The organism is Planktothrix prolifica NIVA-CYA 540 (genome assembly GCF_963864145.1).
In the GTDB taxonomy this organism is placed as follows: Bacteria; Cyanobacteriota; Cyanobacteriia; order Cyanobacteriales; family Microcoleaceae; genus Planktothrix; species Planktothrix agardhii.
This window is the reverse complement of record NZ_CAWLTW010000001.1, coordinates 3581834-3602575: the sequence shown is the minus strand read 5'-3', so window position 1 is coordinate 3602575 and position 20742 is coordinate 3581834. Positions and strand designations below refer to the sequence as shown.

General features: G+C 40.3%; 20 protein-coding genes. 8 read left to right on the top strand and 12 right to left on the bottom strand.

All coding sequences use genetic code 11. The annotated features are described in order from the left end of the window. A complete protein-coding gene (locus AC559H_RS16120) occupies window positions 1-2052 on the bottom strand; it encodes a sulfotransferase family protein (protein WP_051319485.1) in 2052 nt (683 codons plus the stop codon). Between the two features lie 287 nt (window positions 2053-2339). On the opposite strand from AC559H_RS16120, the gene AC559H_RS16115 reads away from it, so the two are divergent. The 4 genes from AC559H_RS16115 to AC559H_RS16100 all read left to right on the top strand — a co-directional run bounded on the left by AC559H_RS16115 (window position 2340) and on the right by AC559H_RS16100 (window position 5921). Next, a complete protein-coding gene (locus tag AC559H_RS16115) occupies window positions 2340-3926 on the top strand; it encodes a tetratricopeptide repeat protein (protein WP_026795999.1) in 1587 nt (528 codons plus the stop codon). A 178-nt stretch (window positions 3927-4104) separates the two neighbouring features. Further along, window positions 4105-4878, top strand: coding sequence for a pentapeptide repeat-containing protein (locus AC559H_RS16110; protein ID WP_071782639.1), 774 nt, complete (start codon window positions 4105-4107; stop codon window positions 4876-4878). Window positions 4879-5096: 218 nt separating this feature from the next. Beyond that, a complete protein-coding gene (locus tag AC559H_RS16105; RefSeq protein WP_167331306.1) occupies window positions 5097-5570 on the top strand; it encodes a J domain-containing protein in 474 nt (157 codons plus the stop codon). A 78-nt stretch (window positions 5571-5648) separates the two neighbouring features. Then, on the top strand, window positions 5649-5921 hold the full coding sequence (locus tag AC559H_RS16100; RefSeq protein ID WP_026785287.1) for a DUF3143 domain-containing protein: 273 nt from the start codon (window positions 5649-5651) through the stop codon (window positions 5919-5921). Window positions 5922-6004: 83 nt separating this feature from the next. Here AC559H_RS16100 and uppS read toward each other — a convergent pair whose 3' ends face one another. The 4 genes from uppS to AC559H_RS16080 form a co-directional block, all read right to left on the bottom strand. Continuing rightward, window positions 6005-6754 (bottom strand): polyprenyl diphosphate synthase, encoded by a 750-nt coding sequence (gene uppS / locus AC559H_RS16095; RefSeq protein WP_026795998.1) that lies wholly within the window; start codon window positions 6752-6754, stop codon window positions 6005-6007. Next, the gene (gene cdaA / locus AC559H_RS16090; RefSeq protein WP_026795997.1) at window positions 6751-7650 is read right to left on the bottom strand and encodes a diadenylate cyclase CdaA; all 900 of its coding nucleotides are present in this window, start codon (window positions 7648-7650) and stop codon (window positions 6751-6753) included. The genes uppS and cdaA overlap by 4 nt, the downstream gene beginning before the upstream one ends. Window positions 7651-7837: 187 nt before the next feature. After that, window positions 7838-9226, bottom strand: coding sequence for a diaminopimelate decarboxylase (gene lysA, locus AC559H_RS16085; RefSeq protein ID WP_026795996.1), 1389 nt, complete (start codon window positions 9224-9226; stop codon window positions 7838-7840). A 237-nt stretch (window positions 9227-9463) separates the two neighbouring features. Further along, window positions 9464-11032: a photosystem II high light acclimation radical SAM protein gene (locus AC559H_RS16080; RefSeq protein ID WP_026785291.1), complete on the bottom strand. Its 1569-nt coding sequence runs from the start codon at window positions 11030-11032 to the stop codon at window positions 9464-9466. Between the two features lie 379 nt (window positions 11033-11411). Here AC559H_RS16080 and AC559H_RS16075 point away from each other — a divergent pair, with 379 nt between their 5' ends. Beyond that, on the top strand, window positions 11412-11786 hold the full coding sequence (locus tag AC559H_RS16075; protein WP_026785292.1) for a DUF1830 domain-containing protein: 375 nt from the start codon (window positions 11412-11414) through the stop codon (window positions 11784-11786). A 114-nt stretch (window positions 11787-11900) separates the two neighbouring features. After that, window positions 11901-12470 carry a hypothetical protein gene (locus AC559H_RS16070; RefSeq protein ID WP_026795995.1) on the top strand — a complete coding sequence of 190 codons (570 nt, stop codon included), beginning with the start codon at window positions 11901-11903 and terminating at the stop codon, window positions 12468-12470. A 68-nt stretch (window positions 12471-12538) separates the two neighbouring features. Here the strand turns inward: AC559H_RS16070 and AC559H_RS16065 are convergent, their stop codons facing one another. Next, window positions 12539-13303: a response regulator transcription factor gene (locus tag AC559H_RS16065; RefSeq protein WP_026795994.1), complete on the bottom strand. Its 765-nt coding sequence runs from the start codon at window positions 13301-13303 to the stop codon at window positions 12539-12541. 241 nt (window positions 13304-13544) lie between these two features. Between AC559H_RS16065 and AC559H_RS16060 the strand changes: the two genes are divergently transcribed. Then, window positions 13545-13793, top strand: a complete 249-nt coding sequence (locus AC559H_RS16060) for a DUF6761 family protein (RefSeq protein ID WP_026785295.1) — start codon at window positions 13545-13547, stop codon at window positions 13791-13793. A 104-nt stretch (window positions 13794-13897) separates the two neighbouring features. On the opposite strand, the gene grxD is transcribed toward AC559H_RS16060, so the two are convergent. From grxD to AC559H_RS16045, 3 genes are all read right to left on the bottom strand, one after another. Next, on the bottom strand, window positions 13898-14221 hold the full coding sequence (grxD, locus tag AC559H_RS16055) for a Grx4 family monothiol glutaredoxin (protein WP_026795993.1): 324 nt from the start codon (window positions 14219-14221) through the stop codon (window positions 13898-13900). Window positions 14222-14350: 129 nt separating this feature from the next. Next, the gene (locus AC559H_RS16050; protein WP_026795992.1) at window positions 14351-14608 is read right to left on the bottom strand and encodes a BolA family protein; all 258 of its coding nucleotides are present in this window, start codon (window positions 14606-14608) and stop codon (window positions 14351-14353) included. 529 nt (window positions 14609-15137) lie between these two features. Continuing rightward, complete coding sequence (locus AC559H_RS16045; protein WP_026795991.1) at window positions 15138-15806, bottom strand: hypothetical protein; 669 nt, start codon at window positions 15804-15806, stop codon at window positions 15138-15140. A gap of 239 nt (window positions 15807-16045) precedes the next feature. On the opposite strand from AC559H_RS16045, the gene AC559H_RS16040 reads away from it, so the two are divergent. Continuing rightward, entirely contained in the window at window positions 16046-18166 is a 2121-nt protein-coding gene (locus AC559H_RS16040; protein WP_026795990.1) for a S8 family serine peptidase, read from the top strand. A 39-nt stretch (window positions 18167-18205) separates the two neighbouring features. On the opposite strand, the gene AC559H_RS16035 is transcribed toward AC559H_RS16040, so the two are convergent. Genes AC559H_RS16035 through AC559H_RS16025 form a run of 3 tightly spaced genes read right to left on the bottom strand, consistent with a single transcriptional unit; the run spans window position 18206 to window position 20726 of the window. Continuing rightward, window positions 18206-19261, bottom strand: a complete 1056-nt coding sequence (locus tag AC559H_RS16035) for a retropepsin-like aspartic protease (protein ID WP_036831414.1) — start codon at window positions 19259-19261, stop codon at window positions 18206-18208. After that, a complete protein-coding gene (locus tag AC559H_RS16030) occupies window positions 19258-20025 on the bottom strand; it encodes a YebC/PmpR family DNA-binding transcriptional regulator (RefSeq protein ID WP_026795989.1) in 768 nt (255 codons plus the stop codon). The genes AC559H_RS16035 and AC559H_RS16030 overlap by 4 nt, the downstream gene beginning before the upstream one ends. 59 nt (window positions 20026-20084) lie before the next feature. Next, window positions 20085-20726 carry a DUF3226 domain-containing protein gene (locus tag AC559H_RS16025; protein ID WP_330949120.1) on the bottom strand — a complete coding sequence of 214 codons (642 nt, stop codon included), beginning with the start codon at window positions 20724-20726 and terminating at the stop codon, window positions 20085-20087. Window positions 20727-20742: the final 16 nt, after the last annotated feature.

Genomic DNA, 20742 nt, shown 5'->3' with positions numbered 1-20742 from the left:
CTACGTTAATAGTCTTACTGATGGAATAATGACGGAACGACGTACCAGTTGTTTCCATTCCGGTGAATTCGTTAAAGCATAGGTATCTAGTGATAACCCTTGATGATGAGCATTTTGCATAAATGTTTCCAACCAATTTGTCACGACTGCTGCTTTTGATAAGGCTGTATATTCCAGGGATTGCTTTAGCAGTTGTCCCATTTGTTGCAAATCTCCATTCTGATAAGCACACCAGGCTTCCCAGATTTTAATTTTATATCGCATTTCATCGGTTTGTTCTATATCAGGTTGAGTTACTGATTCATATAACCGTAAACGCTCTATTTCTTGTAAAGCATGATGTAATTGAGTTCGTGTTTGTTCTAGCTCCTGTTCTGTTTGATGGATTTGAGTTTGATCATTTTGTAGTAAAGATTCTGTGACATGAAGTTGAGATTGAGATTTCTGCAATAAAATTTCGGTCTGATGGAGTTGGGTTTGGGACTGTTGCAACAATTCTTCTGTTTGATGGAGTTGAGATTGAGACTGTTGTAATAATTCTTCTGTTTGATGGAGTTGAGATTGAGACTTTTCTAGCTTAGGTTGAATCTGATTAAGTTGAGCCAGTGTACGTTCCCATTTTTTCTGGGTTTGATGCAGTTGTATCTGAGACTCCTGAAGTTGTTTTTCAGTTTGATGGAATTGACTAAGCTCGATTTTAGCTTGTTCTAGTTGAGGTTTAACTTCATGCAATTGCGCTAGGGTTCGTTCCCATTTTTTCTGAGTTTGAGTAAGTTTTTTTTGCAGTTGACTCAAATTGAATTCAGTTTGATAAAATTTATTTTCCCATTGTTTTAACTGACTTTCAACTTGTTGTAAATTGTTGTGCAGTTGATGTCGTTCTAACTCGGATTGTTCTAATTCTTCTTGGGTTTGATGTAACTGAAATTGATATTTTTGGCTATCATACTGAGCTTGATTAAGCTGTTGCTGGGATAAAGTTAGATCGTTTTGGAGTTGATGGATTTGGTGTTGAGATTGATCTAATTTAGATTCTTTGGCTTGAAGTTTTTTATTGAGTTCATTGCACTCTGATTTTTGTGCTTGAAGTTTGTCATTAAGTTGGTTACATTCTAATTCTTTGGCTTTTGCTTCTGTCTGGGAATATTCCCATTCTTCTTTGCTTTGAGAAAAATCTTGATCAAACTTATCTTTCAATAACTGGTTTTCAACTTGTTGTTGACGAAAATTAACCCAATCTTGAAAAACTAAATCTTGACTAGGTTTTGTTTTTATTAAATTTTGCCAAGACCAGTCAGGATTATTATTGGGATGCCAAGAACGTCCTTCTAATTCTTGATAATTTTGGGTAACATCAGGACAATAATAATCTATTAAACCCAGTCGATAACTATTTTGAGAAGTTTCTGTATTTAGCAAGGAGTTATCATAAATTTTAGGCGATAGCGAACCTAATTTTAGATCGAACTTATGATTAATTTCCTGAATATACGGGCTTTGATGATCGACAATTGTTTGAATATTGCTCAATAGGCATCTGTGTTGATATTTATTATAAAATTGAAGTATTTTTTGATTATAATTAATCCAAGACTGAAACACTAAACTAGGTTGTTTTTCAAAAGGAATTTCCTCCGAAGATCGATAAAGAGAATCTACGACTTCCCAAGGCGCACGGTAGATTAATAAAAATTTAGCTTCAGGTAAAATTTTAGCCCAAAATTCTAATAATAATGCCGTGTTAGGATCGTTCCATCCCCAAATTTCAGTATCGGAATATTTCAGTGCTAATTCTTGGGTTTTTTGAACCCATGTATCATTAATATCTGGCTCTTTTTTGGATGTCCATACTTGAGAATCAATCCCTTGGTTTCTCAGAATTTCTGCTTGTAGACTAGAAAAATCAAGTTTTTCAATCTCTTGATTCTGAGAGGACTCTGGTTCTTTAAACTGTTGAAAAGTAACTCCACAAGTTTTTAATATAGATGCGGTTAAAGAAAGTCCAGAACGGTGCATTCCAGTAATAATCAAAGGAGTAGATTGAATCGCCATAAAATCTAATAATTAGGTAAATTAGTTGAAAACACAAATTTAGAACAATAATAATGACTAGGCTCGAACAAGAGATCAGCCTCTAATGCAAAACAAGCCTTAACTATATATATCATGATTCAGTACCAACGATGAATATCCAGTTTTGGCCTGTAAACTACATTAGTAAGTAGTTAAGAAGTTTGGGTTTTGTCCACATGATCTGATGTTGACAGAATGTGCAAAGGGGATCAATTCCTCTACAATCAGGGAAAGACATTGGAAAGGAAAACCACAAATCTTTCAATATGAGTAGTCCCTATTTTGAAATCACTGATCAATTGCTGCGGAATGGCAGCTTGGAAGAAGCAATCGCCAATTACCACAAAGCTATTGAGGATAATCCTAACTCATCTTGGCTTTATCAGAATTTAGCTGAAGCCTTAACGGAACAGGGAGAGCGGTCGCAAGCTATTGTTGCTTATCAGAAGGCAATCGCACTGAATCCTACTTCTCCTTGGTGTTACGATGGCTTAGGCTGTATTCTGCTGCAACAAGGACAGGCGGAAGATGCGATCGCCTATTTGCGAAAAGCAGTAGAACTCTATCCAGGATTCTATGAATTTTATAATAATTTAGGATCGGCATTAACCCAACAAGATCAGTTAGAAGAAGCGATCGCTATTTTTCATCAGGGACTTGAGTTAAAACCCCATGATCCAGAACTCCATCATAACTTAGGGCAAGCCTTGGCTCAAAAACAACAATGGCAAGAAGCTCTGAGCCATTACCATCAAGCCTTACAATTCAACCCTTACCAAGTCGATACCTATTTGGGTTTGGCATCTGTCCAAGAGCAACTAGGCGAAACCGAAGAAGCCTTAGCTAATTATCGTCGAGCTTGTGAACTCGATCCCAATTCTATTGCTTATGAACGCTTAACAGCAACTTTACGAAAATTACAGCGTTGGGATGAGTTAGTGGATCTGTATCATCGTCTGTGTCAGATGAATCCTAACTCTGCCGAACTTTATTATTCTTTAGGACAAGTATTAACAAAACAGCAGCATTGGCAGAAAGCTGTCACCGCTTTCCGTCAAGCTTATGAACTCAATCCCAATTCAGCAGCGATCCTTCATCATCTGGCTAATGCCCTGGCTCAACTGCATCAATGGTCAGAAGCGGTTGAGATTTATCGAAAAACCGTTGAATTGGCTCCTGATTCGGCGGAAGTGTACCATCAATTTGGCCATGCTTTAGCCCAAACTCAACAGTGGGAGGAAGCAATTGTCGCCTACAAACGAGCCTGTGAGATTTATCCATCTTCTGGAATTGTATATTTCCATTTAGGACAAGCACAGGTTTCTTTGTATTTGTGGGAGGATGCGATCGCATCTTATAAACAGGCATTGGAACTTTTGCCAGAACAGTCTGTTGAGATAGAAAAGCAATTAGAATTTGCATTGCAAAAACAGCGTCAGTTGCAGGAGGCAATTTTTTCCTATAGTTTGAGTAATGACTTTCAAGCCGAATCTTCTAAAAGTTATGAGGATTTAGGTCAAGCATTAAGGGAGCAGGGAGAGATAGAAAAAGCGATTTCAGCCCTTCAGAAAGCTTGTCAGTTGAATCCTAACTCGGCGGTAGCTTACCATCGCTTAGGTCACACCTGGTCTGCCCAGGGACGTTGGGAACAAGCGATCGCTTGTTATCGTAGAGCTTGTGAAATTTATCCCAGTTCACCTATTATCTATTGTCATTGGGCTGAAGCTTTGGAAAATCAAGGGCTATTGCAGGATGCTTTGACTTATTATCAAAAAGCGATTAGTTTGCAACCTGATTTTGATCTGGCTTATGAGGGAATTAGCCATGTTGCGGCTAAGAAAAAATCCCATTAGACCGAATTTAGAGAGTGCGTTAACATCCTATAACGCACTCTTAATTTTTTGGGGTACAAACTGAATTTTATTAAATCTTCCTAATGGTTGAAGTATTCGGTCGTTGACTCAGCTTATAATGGGAATCAGAAAACTATCAGGTGTAGTTTTTAGGTGGCAGCTATTGGAGGATACAGTTATGAAAATCCTATCCACAGCAATGTTTGGAACCGCCACAGTGCTTCTACTCGGTTTGGGAGTCACAACTCCAGCCTATTCTCAGAACCCTAATGATCTTAAACAATTATTAGAAACCCGATTCTGTCAAGGGTGTGATTTGAGAGGCGCTAATTTAAGCGGTGCTCATTTGATTGGTGTAGATTTACGAGATGCTAATCTTGCCGGGGCAAACTTAGCTAATATCAATTTAGAAGGTGCAGATTTAAAAGGAGCAAACTTAACATCTGCAAACCTAGAGGGCGCGTTTTTAAATCAAACTGAATTTAATGATGCTAACCTTAGTGGTGCTAACTTAACTAATGCTAATTTAGTTCAAGCTCAACTAGAAGGTGCAAATCTTTTAAATGCCGATTTAACCGGATCGGAATTTGCAATTCCTACTTTACAGACGGCTGAACTGCCAAGAGGTTCCGCCCAGGATTTAGGAATACCAGAAGAACTAACCATTGGACGTGATCCTGATAGTTTAACCTTCCCAATGGGGGGGCCAGAATTAGGTCAACCCTTTGAATATACCAAGGAATATTTGGATGACTTGTTTGAGCCAAATATCGACCCCTTTACAAGCAATAAAACTAATACTTTTCCTCGCATTAACAGTATTCTAAGACCTGATGAAACTGATATCTTTCCTGATCAAATCATGAAATTTGATGATGATATGAGGGGAGATCCTCACGAATGGGGAGGTCAACACCGATCAGGAGTTGGTCTGTTAGAGGTTGGTCTTTAATCTGTGAAAAGTATTAGGTGTTGTTGTTTGACAAAAATTACCCGGACAGGGGAAGAAAGTATAGCAGTTCTTGTGGCTATGTTGACAACGGTAAAGCCTAATTTAACCACAAAGACACAAAGACACAAAGACACAAAGAAGTTGTAAACACTAACCTGCTGATTTAATTTTTCTGTATAATGAACAGAACTGTTTCGTGATGTAGAGTTAGGATAGCCGTGACTTCTCCAGGAAATTCATCTCAACAGCAACCCCAAGCCGAAAACCATCCGGCACTGATTTCTAGCTATTACACCTTATTAGGAGTTCATCCGAGTGCGACCCCAATAGAAATTCGACGCGCCTATCGAGAATTGAGTAAACTGTATCATCCTGATACCACAACCTTATCAAAGGCGATCGCTACGGCAAAATTTCAAAAACTCAATGAAGCTTACGCCACCCTTTGTAACCCAGATCGGCGTCAGTCCTATGATCAAAAAATTGGCTATTCTCGATATCATTTAATTCAGGTTCCAACGGACTTAAATCAACCCTATTCTAAAAATAATCGTCTTAATTCTTCTTCCGCCTATTTAGACCCAACAGATCGGCCTCTTTCCCCTGGGGAAGTTTTTTCATTATTTCTAATGGGATTAACTTTTATTGGATGTATCCTATTAGCAATTTTTATTAGTTTAACTCGTTATTAATATTTATGTATTGGTTAGAATTGATCAAAAATGCTATAATCAATACCCAATATAAATTAGCTCTCCTTCTTCTTATTTATGACTTTGCCGAGTTCAGAGACACCCTTATATAATCATCCCCTACCTGATATTGAAGAATGGTTACGCTCCCATGGGGGTGAACAAGATCAAAAAGAACTCCATTATTGGCGGATTGGAAACCCAAATTGGACAGCAGACTTGTGGTTAGAAATTGACCAAATTACAGTCCGTTATATCGGCGCTGCAACCAACGGTCAGGATATTCAACGTTCTTTTAAATATTCTCTTTCTCGTCAAGATCTTGAATCTGCCATTTTTGGGGGGCCTTAATCAGTTATCAGTTATCAGTTATCAGTCAACTGTTGATTTAATCCGTGAAATCCTTTAATCCGTCCAAATCTGTGATCAGTGATTCAAACTTTGCCGAATCTACGTTCCCGTTTTTGATAGGAAGATAAGGCTAGATGTAATTCCTTCTGATTAAAATCAGGCCAAAGGGTATCAGTTACATAAATTTCTGCATAGGCGAGTTGCCATAATAAAAAATTACTAATTCGCATTTCTCCACTGGTACGAATCAATAAATCGGGGTGACATATTCCCGTAGTATATAGATGCTGTTCAAATAGAGTTTCATCAATATCTTCTGGTTGAATTAACCCTTGTTTTACTTGATTAGCAATCTCTCGACAGGCTTGTAAAATTTCTTGTCGTCCGCCATAATTAGTAGCAATAGTAAATAAAATACCCTTATTTTGCTTCGTTTCCTCCATAGAATAATCTATTTTTTCCTGTAGAGATTGGGGAAGGGCTGCCAAATTTCCTACAAACTGAATTCGCACTTCCTCCGCCATCATTTCTCGTAGTTCTCGCATTAAAACCCGCTCAAATAATGCCATGAGAAAATCGACTTCCTCCAAAGGACGACCCCAATTTTCCGTGGAAAAAGCATAGGCCGTTAGTGCTTCCACACCCCAATCTCGACAACAGCGTAAAGCTTCTTTGAGAGCATCCACTCCCCGACGGTGGCCCATAGTTCGAGGTAAACCCCGACGCTTCGCCCAGCGACCATTGCCATCCATAATTACAGCAATGTGTTGAGGTAAACGGTCTTGGTCTAAATCTGCGGGTAATTCATATACAACCCTTGTCTTAGCACTCATTTTTTCTCCCGAGAAGCTTTGGATCGAGGACGGAATAGGCGAGACACTAAAGCCCATCCTTGGGAACCCATGCGGTTTCCCCAATGGGTAATCGAAATTGCAGGAACAGTTCTATCATCATTGGATGTCCAAGAACGAGCTTCTAATAGCTCTTTCAGTTTACTGCTAGTTAAGGGTCGGTTGAGGATTCCTTTTTCCGCCAGAGAAATCGAACCCGTTTCTTCCGATACCACAATACACATACATTTTGCCACCCGTTCGGTAATTCCCATTGCCGCCCGATGACGAGTTCCCAATTGTCGAGATGCCATCCGTTCCGATAGGGGCAAAATCACCCCGGCGGCTGCAATTCGAGATGCCCGAATTAACACCGCCCCATCATGTAACAGGGTTTTCGGTTGAAAAATTGTTTGTAACAGTTCTCTGGAAACTTCGGCATTTAGTTTTACTCCAGGGACAGAAAAATCCCGTTCATCAATTGGACTTCCGGTTTCAATAATAATTAATGCACCAGTACGATTTTGCGAGAGTTCTTTAACCGCTTCTACAAGTTGATCAATTACCCCATCGGGTTCAGGAATGACACGGCGACCCTGACCAAACAGTTGTGAAATTTCTCCGCGACCCAACTGTTCCAAAAATTCGCGGAATTCTGATTGTAATATGACTGCCATCGCTACGGCAGAACCTGTAACTAAACTATTCAGGGCAATATGCAATAATTTTAAATTTGCCCAGTTACTAATGGCCGTTGCCAACATTAGAATAATAAACCCGCGCACCATCCAAAGGGTACGGCGTTCTCCAATGATGACCAAAACCACATAAGCGACGGCAAAAACTAATCCAATATCAAGACTTTGAATGAACCAGGGAGGAATTCCTTGCTTAGTCATGACTAGACGCCGCATTCATTGAATTTTGATCAAATTAATAGAAGCCTGAGCTAACCCCTTCTTACGGGGGATTTAGAGGGATCAAAGTCCCCCTTTTTCATGGGGATTTAGGGGGATCGGATCTCGGCTATCATCATCAGTTTTTGGCAATTGTTGACACCGATCCTGTACTTCACCCCTGCAACCCCTAAGAATTTATGGTTAGGCGTTCTGGAAGTCGATCTTTACTAATTAAATCTTGGTAAGATTCTCGTTCAATAATGACGTTAGCATCACCATTACTAACTAAAACTGCCGCCGGTTTAGACAGTCGATTATAGTTAGACGCCATACTATAATTGTAGGCTCCCGTTGCCATAACCACGAGAATATCCCCAGATTCAACTTTGGGAAGTTGAGCATCCTTAATTAAAATATCCCCAGATTCACAATGTTTTCCTGCAACCGTAACGGTTTCGGTCATTGGTGCAGACATTTGATTAGCCAAAACCACTCGGTACAAAGACTGATAGGTGATCGGACGGGGGTTATCGGACATCCCGCCATCTACAGCAATATAAGTCCGAATTCCAGGAACTTGTTTTTGAGAACCTACTGTATAAGCTGTAACGCAACTAGAGCCAATCATAGACCGTCCCGGTTCAGATAATAATTTAGGTAGGGGATATTGTTTCTGTTCACAGGCTTTGATCACGGATTCAGTAACAATTTTTACCCAATCTTCTATACTTGGGGGATCGTCTGACTCCGTATAGCAAATCCCTAAACCACCACCAATATTAACTTCTGAGATATTTAAACCATGTTGATTGGCTTTGATTAAAGTATCAATAATTACAGAACCTAAATCGTTATGGGGTTGCAATTCAAAAATTTGGGAGCCAATATGGGCATGAATGCCAACACAGGATAAACCCGGTTGCTGACTAATAAATTTAAAGACTTCATCCAGTTGACCGGGATCAAAACCAAATTTACTATCTAAATGTCCAGTACGGATGTATTCATGGGTATGACATTCAATTCCTGGGGTAAACCGAATCATCATCCGAATTGGATGATCAACGATAGACCCTTGACTGAGTTTAGCGAGGGTGTGTAAATCCAACCAATTATCCGCAACAACGGTACACCCATTTTCAATCGCTAATTGAATTTCTTCTAAGGATTTATTGTTACCATGGAGGTAGGTTTTTTCTGGTGAAACTCCGGCTTGGAGGGCGGTATAGAGTTCTCCCCCTGATACGACATCAATACCTAATCCTTCGGCGGCTACAATAGCACAAATCGCTAAACAATTCCAGGCTTTGGAGGCATACAGGACGAGGGACTCACCGGGATAATAGCGTTTGAAGGCGTCCCGGTATTGTTGACAAGCCGTTCGCAGGGTGGTTTCATCGACAATATAGAGGGGCGTGCCAAATTGTTCAACTAAAGCGGTAACATCACAGCCACCAATTTCTAAGTGATCTTGCGAATTGACTTTCGCCGTCAAAGGAAATAATTGTTGATTAGGCGATCGGGTTTCTAAGGCATCCGTTGATGCAGATAGGTATTGCAGTCCAGAATTTTGCACAGGAAATACTATATTAACACTTCTATTGATCAGATTTTACCGTAAAGTTGCACGGGTGTCGGGTGTTAACTATCCGAATTTAGAAACCCAAAGTTAGTTGGCATTTTAAATAAATCTTTAGAATACTAGATACTGAATAACTTTAATTAGCAACAAACCCGAATAAACTCGATCCTATAATCGTGGGATTTGATTATTCAACACTACCATAACCGCACCCCACAATTTAACCTAAAATTAACCAATACTCGCTAACTCTTTTCCCCGACCCAAGGGTACATTTAAGGCTTCTTCTAAAGGTGCTCGTCCTAACTTTTCCTCTAAAATATCCATCACCGTTCGTCCAAAATCATTGGAGTTTCGCTTCCAGGCTTCTAAACAGATTTCTCCAAAAAATGATCCTAAAGGTTCAGGATTCCAGAGTAACTTTCTCGCCGTCCAAGGCATTAAACTCATAGGATCATACCCGGGTTTTAATATCTGTTTCTTAAAGGCATATTCCTCTAAATGGGTATGGGGTTGTAACCCGATAAAGAAAATCGCAGGTTCCACTTTATCCGCCCCGAAAATAGCCTCTAATTCTCGATGGTAAGCAATTGTTTGACGAATGGTTTCAAAGGTTTCATCAATCACATTAAAAGAATAATTCACTGAAACCAAATCATTAAATCCGGCAGCTTTTAAATCTCGACAATTTTCTAAAACCACCCGCAAATTATACCCCATCCGCATTTTTCTAACTAATTCCTGCGAACCACTGGTAATCCCAATTTCAAAATAATTCATCCCAGTTTTAACCATTAAATCACATAATTCTGGGGTTAAATTATCTGCGCGAATATAAGCCGCCCAGTGAATATCAGTCATCCCAGAATCAAGGATTTTCTGTAATAATTCCACCGCATCACTAATAAACTTACGGGCGGGAATAAATTGAGCATCGGTAAACCAAAAATTTCTAATTCCCCGTTGATAAAGTTGTTGAATTTCTGCCACAACTTCATCGGCGGGATTAATTCTAACTTTTTTCCCTTCAATAACGGTATAGATACAATAACAACAACTATGCGGACAACCCCGTTTGGTTTGGACTCCAATATAAAAGTCTTGATCTTGAAAATAATATTGAAATTCTGGCCAGATGGTTTCAATATAATCGTAATTACAAGCAGTTTTTTCAAAATTCATGGGTTGTTCATGAATTAAGCGATCGCGAGGCGTCGTTTCTCCGACAATATAACAACGTTCATCGGCTAAATCTTCCCCTCTCAATAGCCTTTCTAATAAACTTTCTCCTTCTCCCACCGAAACAATACTTCCTTTGGGCAAACTCTTTCCTAACTGTTCATAAAAAACACTGACCGCTCCGCCTCCAACGACAACCCGCGCCTGGGGATTATAACGTTGAGAACGGGATAATCCCCGTTTAATTAGTCCTAAATTCTGCCAAAGTTCTGTATAGTAGGAAGTGGCTAACCGTAATCCTCCTAAAGCTCCTCGTAATTTAATTAAAGGGTTTTTCGCATAATAAAATTCAAAGGCATTTTGCAGTGGATTACCACCCCGTCCCCCCACAGGCGCATAAATTTGAATATCTCGCCAAGAAAAGACTAATAATGTGGGTTGAAACTCATCCACACAGGCATCCAAGGTGGCGGCGTAGTCCAGAGGAGGAACCGCCCCTAAGTCAAAAATGCGCTGTTGGACGGTGGGAAATAGCTTGTGAACGTGGTCGGACAGGTAAACCACCCCAATCGGGAAAATCGGGTTACAAGGAAGGCGGACGTAAAGAATTTTATCTTCCATGATGCTGTTGTGCGTCGGGCGGGATTTGGGTTGAAATCGGTGAAGTTATATCGACTTTGCTTAAGATTCCTTAACAATATAACAAATTTTCCGCCCTTTAGGGTCACGAATCTGAGAAATTCCTTAAGTTTCAATAATTTCAATAAGTCGATGGGACAAGGGACAACCGATCTCTACCATACCTATCCGAAGGTTTTGAAGGTCTATTTTTGGAAATAATTTCTTCAAAATCAGCTAAAACCAGTGAATTGACTAAAAATTTTGGCTCGATGAGTATAATTAGGGATTGGTAGTCGGGGTTACAACCAACTGGGATCAACAAATGTTAACGTAACGATTAGTCAGTAAAACGTTTAGCTTAAAGCCCCCAGATTCAGATATGGCTCAAATTCTTGATCCCCTACCGTCAAATAGTTCTGGTCGAATTTTGTGCTGCTATGTCAATGCTACCAGCCATATTCAGATCGCTCGGATCACCAATGTCCCCAATTGGTACTTTGAGCGGGTGGTATTCCCAGGACAACGCTTAGTTTTTGAAGCGATTCCACAAGCAACTTTAGAAATCCATACTGGAAGTATGGCGAGCGCAATTATTGCTGATAATATTCCTTGTGATCGGCTCCAGATTGATCAACAGTCTATCAGCTATGAGGATAAACCGTTAACTCCAAATCCTCAATCCAGAAATTTTGCCAATAAGCGTACAGTTAAACAGGAACCTTTAACCACTCCGGCTTTAACTTCTGTTGATTAATTTACAAAAAAACGATAATAAAATCATCTCAAAATTCACCGGAGAGATTCCACTGCGACTTACAAAATCGTGGTGGAATTTCTGAAGGTTAATCAATTTAAAATCTGTTTAAAAATGACTGTTGAAACAGTAGAATCCGTAGCGTTATCTAGTCCAATTGTATTTCGCCTGTCTCCAATTATTAGAATCACGCTGTTAAGTTTATATGCGGTGTTGATGATCCCCTTACCTTTTTTGTCAAAAGCGGTTAATGCTCCCGTTTCTCCGATGTTACTTTGGCTAGGAATTGGGATCGGAGCGATCGCCCTATCAGCACTTTTAACAGAAAGAGTAATAGTAGATAATGAGGGGATTAAGGTGAGTTATGTTCCTTGGTTTACTCTGATATTCCGTCGGGGTTGGTCATTACCGTGGAATCAGATCAAAGCATTGAAACCTAGAACCACCGGACAAGGAGGACTGGTTTATTATTTCGTTAGCCACACAGGAGAAGGCTATTTACTCCCGATGCGAATGGCTGGGTTTGCCAAGTTTGTGGGAATAGTACAAGAAAAAACAGGAATTGATACAACCGATGTCCGTCCGTTGGCTCAACCCTGGATGTATTTTATTTTATTTGGCTGTAGTTTATTATTGGGCTTAGTGGATATTTGGACAATTTCCACCGCCCTCACCCTGAAATAATCCCCAGAGAATAGGGAATAATCAAAGTTAAGGATTAGATTTTGATTATTCCCAGAATCCCGATCAGATCAAGCACTACTCTCTGTTTTCACCCCTCGAATGGGTGGATATTTACCATTGAGTCTAACGGTACGAACCGTTTCGGCTTTCAGAATTTCTAAATTGAGACGATAGCCAATATTCCGAACAGTTTGGATTAAATTCGGTTGGCGAGGGTCAGTTTCTAACTTTTTCCGTAACGAAAGAACATGGGTATCAATCGTGCGAGGATTATCAATAGCATCTGGCCAAGCTCGTCGTAATAGTTCTGAACGAGTCAAGGGTTCTCCACAGGCTTGAGCGAGAACATAGAGCAGACTATATTCCTGGGGAGTCAGTTCAATTAATTGACTCTGTAAGCGTACGCGACGCTGTACCAAGTCAATTTTCAGAGATCCATAATCCAAGGTGGTTGGCGGAACAATGGTGCGACTACGGCGCATTAAGGATTCTGTCCTCGCCAAAAACTCCTGCATTCCAAAAGGTTTTGCTAAATAGTCATCAGCACCCGCCCTCAAGCCCCGGACAATATCGGATTCCGTTGTGCGAGACGATAACATCAGAATTAAAGATTGTCGCTGTTGCTGAAGCCATTGGCAAAATTCTAAACTATTTCCCTCTGGTAATTCAGCGTCCAAAATCACTAAGTTGGGTTGATGGGCATAGAAGATATCCCTTGCACTGTGCAAATCAGCCGCCTGATGAACCAAATAACCGACGTGCTGTAAATGCCAACCCAAGAGCGACCGTAAATGCGGGTTTCCCTCAATAATTGAAATACAAGCAGATCCCACGAATGCGAGCTTCCTTCTTCAATGTTGAGTTTAAGAGTAACAGGGTAATCTTTCTGATTTTGTAGCTACTGTTACCTCCCCATAACCTTAATAGTCAAAAGTATCAAAGCCAACCGGGGTAATTTTGATTTGAAGTTAAGATGGAAAGAGCTAACATAAGGATAGACGAGTCTTATTCTCGGAATCGGGCCCCAACCTCCTAATTCAGTCCAGTAATCACCCATTAAACCCCATTCAAACCATGCTTCAGGACACCTTAACGATTCGCCATTATCAGAAACTTACCGACGCCCTCGTCGAGATGTGGAACCGAGGTTATCGTTATGATGATCTCAGGTTATATTTAGACGGTTACTTAGCCGCCCTCAGACACACGAATGGCTTAGAACCCTATTTAATTAGTCGTTTGGAGGAAGAAGCGACTCGATATATTTACGACCCCTCAAATTTTGAAATGCCGATGCCTCAACGTCAAGTCGATTATTATTAACTTAGAAAGTCACCCAAAGGTTTGGGAATAGGGGAAAACGGGATAGAGGGTTAGGGAGGAATCAACTCCAACCCAAACCCTATACCCAAAACCCCACAACCGTTTTATGAAGCAAGTGCCACTTCTACAAGTTCCTGTAACTTACCTTTTTGATATAGTTCAATCAGCACATCAGAACCGCCAACAAACTTGCCGTTAATATAGACCTGGGGAATCGTCGGCCAGTTGGAATAATCTTTAATCCCTTGGCGAATTTCAGAATCTTCTAAAACATCTAGGGTTTCAAAAGGAACCCCCAAACTATTTAAAATCTGTACAACATTATTAGAAAAACCGCACATTGGCATGAGCTTTGTTCCCTTCATAAAAACAAAGACTTTGTTTTTCGTGATCAGATCTTTAATTTTTTCCTGTGGGTCTGTCGTCATGGTTTATTAATAAAATGAGGTAGGTTTGGATAGGTTAATCGATCGGCAAAACGATCATAGAATCCCAGATTTGAGTCTAACTGATTTCCAAGAATTTGGGCGTTAAGCTAGATCGGAGTTTAGGTACAATTAAGCCCCAGAACTGGCTTTTGCCCACTCTTGGGGGGTGTAGGTCTTTAATGCTAAAGCATGAATAGCTTCGGTAGCCATTGCTTCCTTAACAGCTTTGTAAACCATTTGGTGTTGTTCTACTAAAGTCTTGTCTTCAAATTCAGCAGACACCACAATTGCTTGTAAATGGTCACCTCCGCCCAAATCTTGAACTTGAACCACCGCATTCGGTAATTCTGACTTAATCATTGCTTCAACTTGATTCAGTGTAATCATAAGAAAAGGATGGGAGTGTGGAAACTCAGTGTCTTCAGACCTGAGAGGAAACACGACTCAGGGGAATAAATTCCCATGAGGAGCTTAAAAAGATGTGATAGAATCAAAAAACACAAGTAAGAATAAACATCTGCGTGTTGAACTATCCTAGTATCGGAGAAATCCCGGCTCCCGCGAAACAACGGTTAGATTTAATTCTAATGGCAGTATGACAAGAAAGAGCAAGTAAAGGCAGGATAGGGAGCGTACCGCGATTTGGCTTAGTGATGGATTCTGAAAGTGTCTTGATTTGAGAGTAAAAGTATCGGGAAGATTAGGTTTGTCGCTTGATCAACTCAGTAGACGATATTTGGCAATCGTAGCGAGAATTAGATTAAACTAATTCTGTCCGCAGAATCGAGCGTGTCTTCAGACGGTGAGAGTGTCAATGCTATTCCCAAACCATAGTATTTCAAATATTTTAGAGGAAACAGGATTGAGGAATCAGAAGTTAATAATTTCCCCTGCCTCTCCTGCTTCCCCTGCTCTCTTATTGCGCCGTAGAAGTTGGTTGAGTTGTTGTGTTACCCGCCCGGGGGAAAGGGTCAGTCACAAATCCTAATTCTAATAATTGTTGATAAGCTTTTTTGCCTAAGTCCCGGGTGGGGGCTTGGGAGCGGATAATTTGAATTAATAGAGGGACAGCCAATTCCGGTTGATTTTTAGCTCGGTGGAGTAAGGCTAACTGATAAGTAGCGGTATCGCGCATTTGTGCCGTGTCCCGGGCTGAATTCCTAAAACCATCGGCAATTCGGTTATCGACGCCAGAAAAACTACCCGCTAACTGTTGATAAAAATTAGATAACTGGTTAAAAACTTGACGAGCTTCTTGGAATTTTTTTTCTGCCTCAGCATAATTTTCACGGGCAACGGCGGTATCAGCTTCTTGCATCAGCCGTTTTCCGCCCTCAATACTCAAAAAACTACTATCAAGGGACAAAGGACGAATATCATTAGGATTGAGGGGTGCTAAATCACCCGATGGTGGCGCAACCTCTGTGTCCGTTTCTCCCCCCATCTGTACATTCCCCTGGGCAACAGTTGGAGAAGATTCTTGAGCATTAACCTGAAATGGCGACAAGACACCCCAAGCCACCATTAGGGGGATAGACAGATAAGCTGTAAGTCGAAGGAAGCTAACAGTTCCAGAGGATACCATGACTCAATTGCGCGAACGCGATAAAAAAAAACATTAAACCTCATGGATCTTATCATTAATCTTGAGCAATCCCATACTCTGGCAATAACCTGATCCTGACTCAACCGATACGGGTTATATTTTTTTGGGGGGAGGGGATCATGAATAGATCGATCATCTCCCACACCGTTCAGAATAAATCTATCTGAACTTGATTAAGCGAGATTTAAACCTTTAAGGAGATAAGGATAGATTAAATTATGACATCATCAGTTAACTCATCAAACGTTCCACAACAAAACTATCAGGGCATTGGTGTTCCTGACGAGAGTATTGGCTTTGTTTTGCAACGGGGGGGCGAAGAATTAATCCTGAATAAAGTCCCCGACCGTTTTACCGTCAAACTATCCTCTCCTGACACCCAAATCAAAGACTTACCCCAGCCGCCGATTCCGATGCAACACGCCAGCAGTGTTCCCCCTTCCTTAGAGGAATTACAAGTGGCTTCTGAGCAACTAGACGAAGCAATGGAATTAGCTCGGAATTCTGAGAATATTAAATTTGCTAGTCATGTTTACCAACTCGATAGTGACCCTAGCTCCGTCGTCTATTTAACGAATCAGCTTACAATTCAGTTTAAAGAAGAAGTTGATCCCTCAACACGAGCGTCTATTGTTTCAGAATTTGGATTAAAAGAGTTAAAACCCATAGACAGTTTACCCCATGGTTTTGTTTATGAAATGACACCTAATTCCTCTGAGAATCCCCTAAAAATTACTAATCGTTTAACCCGGAATACTCAAGTTTTACTAGCTGAACCTAATATTGTAATTAGAAGTCAGCCCTGTTATGTTCCTCGGGATTCTCTATACAATAAGCAATGGTATCTCAACCATAATGGGGGCAACCAACTCGCACCAGGTTCCCATATTTCCAGCGAAAAAGCTTGGGATATTACCCGGGGAGTTCGTTCTGTGGTGGTGGCTATTAGTGATGATTCTGTAGACATCAATCACCCAGATTTCCAAGGAGTCGGTAAAATTGTTGCCCCCTTAGACTTAAAAGGCAAAGATAATCTTCCGCTTCCAGAAGCCCCTACGGATAATCATGGAACCGCTTGTGCCGGGGTAGCGGTGGCTGAAGAAAACGGAGTAGGAATTGTCGGGGTAGCTCCGGGTTGTGCCTTGATGCCAATTCGGACAACGGGATTTTTAGATGATGAATCGGTGGAACAGATTTTTAATTGGGCCATTGATAAGGGGGCGGCGGTGATTTCCTGTAGTTGGGGGGCGAGTGCGATTTATTTTCCCCTCTCAGCCCGACAAAAAGCAGCGATTAGTAAAGCCGTAACCAAGGGTCGTAAGGGCAAAGGTTGTGTAGTGGTTTTTGCCGCTGGAAATGCCAATCGTCCGGTGAATGGTATGCTCGATGAATCCGGTTGGCCGAATGATATTATTAGCGGTCGGGTGAAATGGTTGGCTGGATTTGCGGTTCATCCCGATGTGATTACGGTTTCTGCTTCTAATAGTTTGGGTAAAAAATCTGCTTATAGTAACTGGGGAGTTGGGGTTTCAGTCTGTGCTCCGAGTAATAATGCGCCTCCGGGGATGTGGTTACAGGAAACGGGCTATATCGGTACGCCTCCAGTCCTGAAGGGGACGTTGCCCGGTTTGGGGGTCTTTACTACTGACCGCACGGGAGCCGGAGGTTATGATCCATCGGATTTTACGCCCTATTTTGGGGGTACATCAAGTGCAACTCCGGTGGTGGCTGGGGTGGCGGCTTTAGTGTTATCGGTGAATCCGACCTTAACGGCCCAGGAAGTTCGCCGAATTCTTGAACAAAGTGCGGATAAAATTGTGGATTCTGATCCTGATCCTCAGTTGGGAATTCGGATGGGAAATTATGATAAAAATGGCTATTCTCAATGGTTTGGCTATGGCAAAGTCAATGCGTTTAAGGCTGTGGAAATGGCAAAAAATAGACGCATGGTGCAGCAACAAATTTCTCGGAATATTTCTCAAGAAAATAGTCAAAGTGTTGAGATTCCTGATAATAACCCAAATGGGGTTAGTAGTTCAATTGCAATTACAGAAACCAGTCCGATTCAGGATATCCAGGTAACGGTGGAGATTGAACATAGTTTCTTGGGGGATATTGAAGTTTGGTTAGTTGCACCTAATGGAGATCAGGTACTACTCCAAAATCGAACTTTAGGGATTAAAACTCAGTTGAAAACGACCTATAACTTACAAAATACACTGTATTTGAGAGAATTTATCAATATTTCCGCCCAGGGAAATTGGCAGTTAAAAGTTGTCGATGCTATTCCTGAGAATACCGGAACTCTCAAATACTGGAAACTGGATTTAGGATTGTAATTCTACAGAAACCAGGTTTTTCTCAATAAGCCTGGTTTCTCATTTTATCGGAACTAATAATAAACTTCCTTGAAAGTCTTGGGATTGAGTAGGAGAATTAAACCGCCAATATTGTTGATATTGATTTAAAAAACTTTGACCAATAATCCCATCAATTTGTAGTAAATCCAAAACTGGAGATGATAAAATAACAGCTTCTAAATTATTTTGATCATAATCCTGAATTGTGACTTTTTCCAAACGAGAAACTTCTGCATCTTCTAACCCACAAAAACCCTGAACTTGAATCGGTTGCCGATCAGAATGATTGATTTTTATTTGATTAGCTAACTGTTTAGAAATAAAAATAGTATCAGCACCCGTATCTAATAGAAACGTAAACGGCCCTTGATCATTAATTTTAACCGAGGCTAACATCACTCCCAAACGACTTTTTAAGGGGATAGCTTCAGGGACAAATTCAGCAGGTAAAGCCGAAGGATTCAGCAATTGTAATTGACGGGTTTTAGGATTTAATTTCAGATCAAAATTCCTTAAAAAATCTATTCCCAATACTCCCGATAATTCTTCGGGAATTACCGTTGTAGAAAATTCTAAACCCCGCAATTCTTCGACTCGAACTTGATTAATTACTAACGGGGGTAAACGGTGTAAAATAGCATTCATATTCGGACAATCATTCCCCGCTACGGCATAGGCTAACCCCTGATTCGGAATCGGTTCTCCTATTAATCCCAACTCCTGAACAACAGTGTTGGCAATCATGGTTGTGGATGCTCCCGTATCCAATAAAAAGCTACCGGATTTTCCCCCAATATCAAGCTGTAGGGTAAATACTTGACTTCCTTCTAATCGTTGAAGTGGAATTGTCGCCTCACCGATGGTTTTGGGATGGGGTAAATTTAAACCCTCCAGTCTGACGATCGCATTTAAAGAAAAAATACTCAATAATATTGTAGTATTTGATTCCAAATTATTAGGAACTAAGGGAAGTTTTAAACTTCGAGAAAAAGTCAGAGTTGGGCTGGCTAAAGCCTGAATAGATAGGGGCAAAACCGCAACTAAAGTTATGATCAAAGGAGTCAAGCATTTCATTCATTATAAAGAGCTTGATAACAAGCATCAGATAGTTCAAAGTTTGCCGTTACATTCTGCACGTCATCTAAATCATCTAAACCATTCATTAACTTCATTAGCAATCGGGCTTTTTCAATATCATTAATTTCAATGATATTATTAGGAATCCAACGCCATTCCGCCTCAACAACATAAAATTTATGTTCCCTTAAAACTTGGCTTAACTGTTCTAAATTCGTAATTTCTGTATAAACTTCTGCCCCATCGGTATCATTAACAGGCGTTAATTCATAGGATTGGGCTTCTGCTTCTACGAGGGTTTCCAGAAGTTTTTCTTCATCAATTGGCCCGGTTAAGGTAACAACACCTTTCTGGTCAAACATCCAACTTACACATCCGGTTTCCCCCAAATTACCGCCATTTTTACTAAAAGCCACTCGTAAATCCGCCGCCGTCCGGTTGCGGTTATCCGTGAGTCCTTCAATTAAAATCGCCACGCCCCCGACCCCATAGCCTTCATAACGAATAAATTCTAACTCGGAAGCTCCAGCCCCCAGTTTCCCCGCCCCTTTTGCGATCGCTCGTTCAATATTATCATTGGGAATTGCCGCGGCTTTTGCCTTTTCAATCGCAGTTCGCAATTGAAAGTTTCCCGCCGGGTCGCCCCCTTGACGCGCCGCCACAATAATTTCCCTGGAAATTTTTGCGAACACTTTACCTTTTACCGCGTCTACTCTTGCTTTTTGGCGTTTAATATTCGCCCACTTACTATGTCCAGCCATACTTACACAAAATTACAACAACATTTATAAGACGAAGGATAATCAATTTTACATTTTGATCAACTCTCAGCAACGAAAAGGTGCAAAAATTCTTTGATCTCATCGAGAACAGAGTGATTAAAATTCCAGATATCTTTTTTATTTTCCATAATATATTCAAAATTTTTCATGCTACATTTTCTTTCTGCTTGCTTTTTATCGTCACCAAAACAAGTATCAAATCGAAGATAATTACTAATCCAAAATTTATCATAGTCTTTATCCTTAATCAATTTATTATTACTTTCCAAACAGTTTCTCCAACTCTCTAAACAATCTGCATAAGTAGATTCTTTGGTTTTAATAAGTTTTAAGACAGTTTCTAACTCTCCTTGACCTTCGACATGGGTAAAATAACAAGCTATTTCAATAGAATCATAGCCAGGAATATTGACAGTTATGAATTGTGATATATCAGAAAATTCATTATTTAAAGTAAAAACCTGTCGCAAACATTTATTAATAAATTGCAAACGCTCTTGCGTAGAATGGAGATCAATATCGATCACAATTCCAATTTTACTAATTTGTCTTTTTTGAATATCAGCTAACAAGGACTTTAAAGCCTCTACTAGCCTTTTTTCACTTAATCCTTCTAAACATTCATAGTCATCAATAAAAATAGGAGCATCAATCTCAATATCATAATTTAGTTCCTCAATCAGAGCTTAAAGAAAA

Excerpts from the sequence above, each read along its gene's own strand:
- AC559H_RS16120 (WP_051319485.1), bottom strand. The coding sequence starts at position 2,052 with ATGGCGATTCAATCTACTCCTTTGATTATTACTGGAATGCACCGTTCT.
- AC559H_RS16115 (WP_026795999.1), top strand. The coding sequence starts at position 2,340 with ATGAGTAGTCCCTATTTTGAAATCACTGATCAATTGCTGCGGAATGGC.
- AC559H_RS16110 (WP_071782639.1), top strand. The coding sequence starts at position 4,105 with ATGAAAATCCTATCCACAGCAATGTTTGGAACCGCCACAGTGCTTCTA.
- AC559H_RS16100 (WP_026785287.1), top strand. The coding sequence starts at position 5,649 with ATGACTTTGCCGAGTTCAGAGACACCCTTATATAATCATCCCCTACCT.
- uppS (WP_026795998.1), bottom strand. The coding sequence starts at position 6,754 with ATGAGTGCTAAGACAAGGGTTGTATATGAATTACCCGCAGATTTAGAC.
- cdaA (WP_026795997.1), bottom strand. The coding sequence starts at position 7,650 with ATGACTAAGCAAGGAATTCCTCCCTGGTTCATTCAAAGTCTTGATATT.
- AC559H_RS16080 (WP_026785291.1), bottom strand. The coding sequence starts at position 11,032 with ATGGAAGATAAAATTCTTTACGTCCGCCTTCCTTGTAACCCGATTTTC.
- AC559H_RS16075 (WP_026785292.1), top strand. The coding sequence starts at position 11,412 with ATGGCTCAAATTCTTGATCCCCTACCGTCAAATAGTTCTGGTCGAATT.
- AC559H_RS16070 (WP_026795995.1), top strand. The coding sequence starts at position 11,901 with ATGACTGTTGAAACAGTAGAATCCGTAGCGTTATCTAGTCCAATTGTA.
- AC559H_RS16060 (WP_026785295.1), top strand. The coding sequence starts at position 13,545 with ATGCTTCAGGACACCTTAACGATTCGCCATTATCAGAAACTTACCGAC.
- grxD (WP_026795993.1), bottom strand. The coding sequence starts at position 14,221 with ATGACGACAGACCCACAGGAAAAAATTAAAGATCTGATCACGAAAAAC.
- AC559H_RS16050 (WP_026795992.1), bottom strand. The coding sequence starts at position 14,608 with ATGATTACACTGAATCAAGTTGAAGCAATGATTAAGTCAGAATTACCG.
- AC559H_RS16045 (WP_026795991.1), bottom strand. The coding sequence starts at position 15,806 with ATGGTATCCTCTGGAACTGTTAGCTTCCTTCGACTTACAGCTTATCTG.
- AC559H_RS16040 (WP_026795990.1), top strand. The coding sequence starts at position 16,046 with ATGACATCATCAGTTAACTCATCAAACGTTCCACAACAAAACTATCAG.
- AC559H_RS16035 (WP_036831414.1), bottom strand. The coding sequence starts at position 19,261 with ATGAAATGCTTGACTCCTTTGATCATAACTTTAGTTGCGGTTTTGCCC.
- AC559H_RS16030 (WP_026795989.1), bottom strand. The coding sequence starts at position 20,025 with ATGGCTGGACATAGTAAGTGGGCGAATATTAAACGCCAAAAAGCAAGA.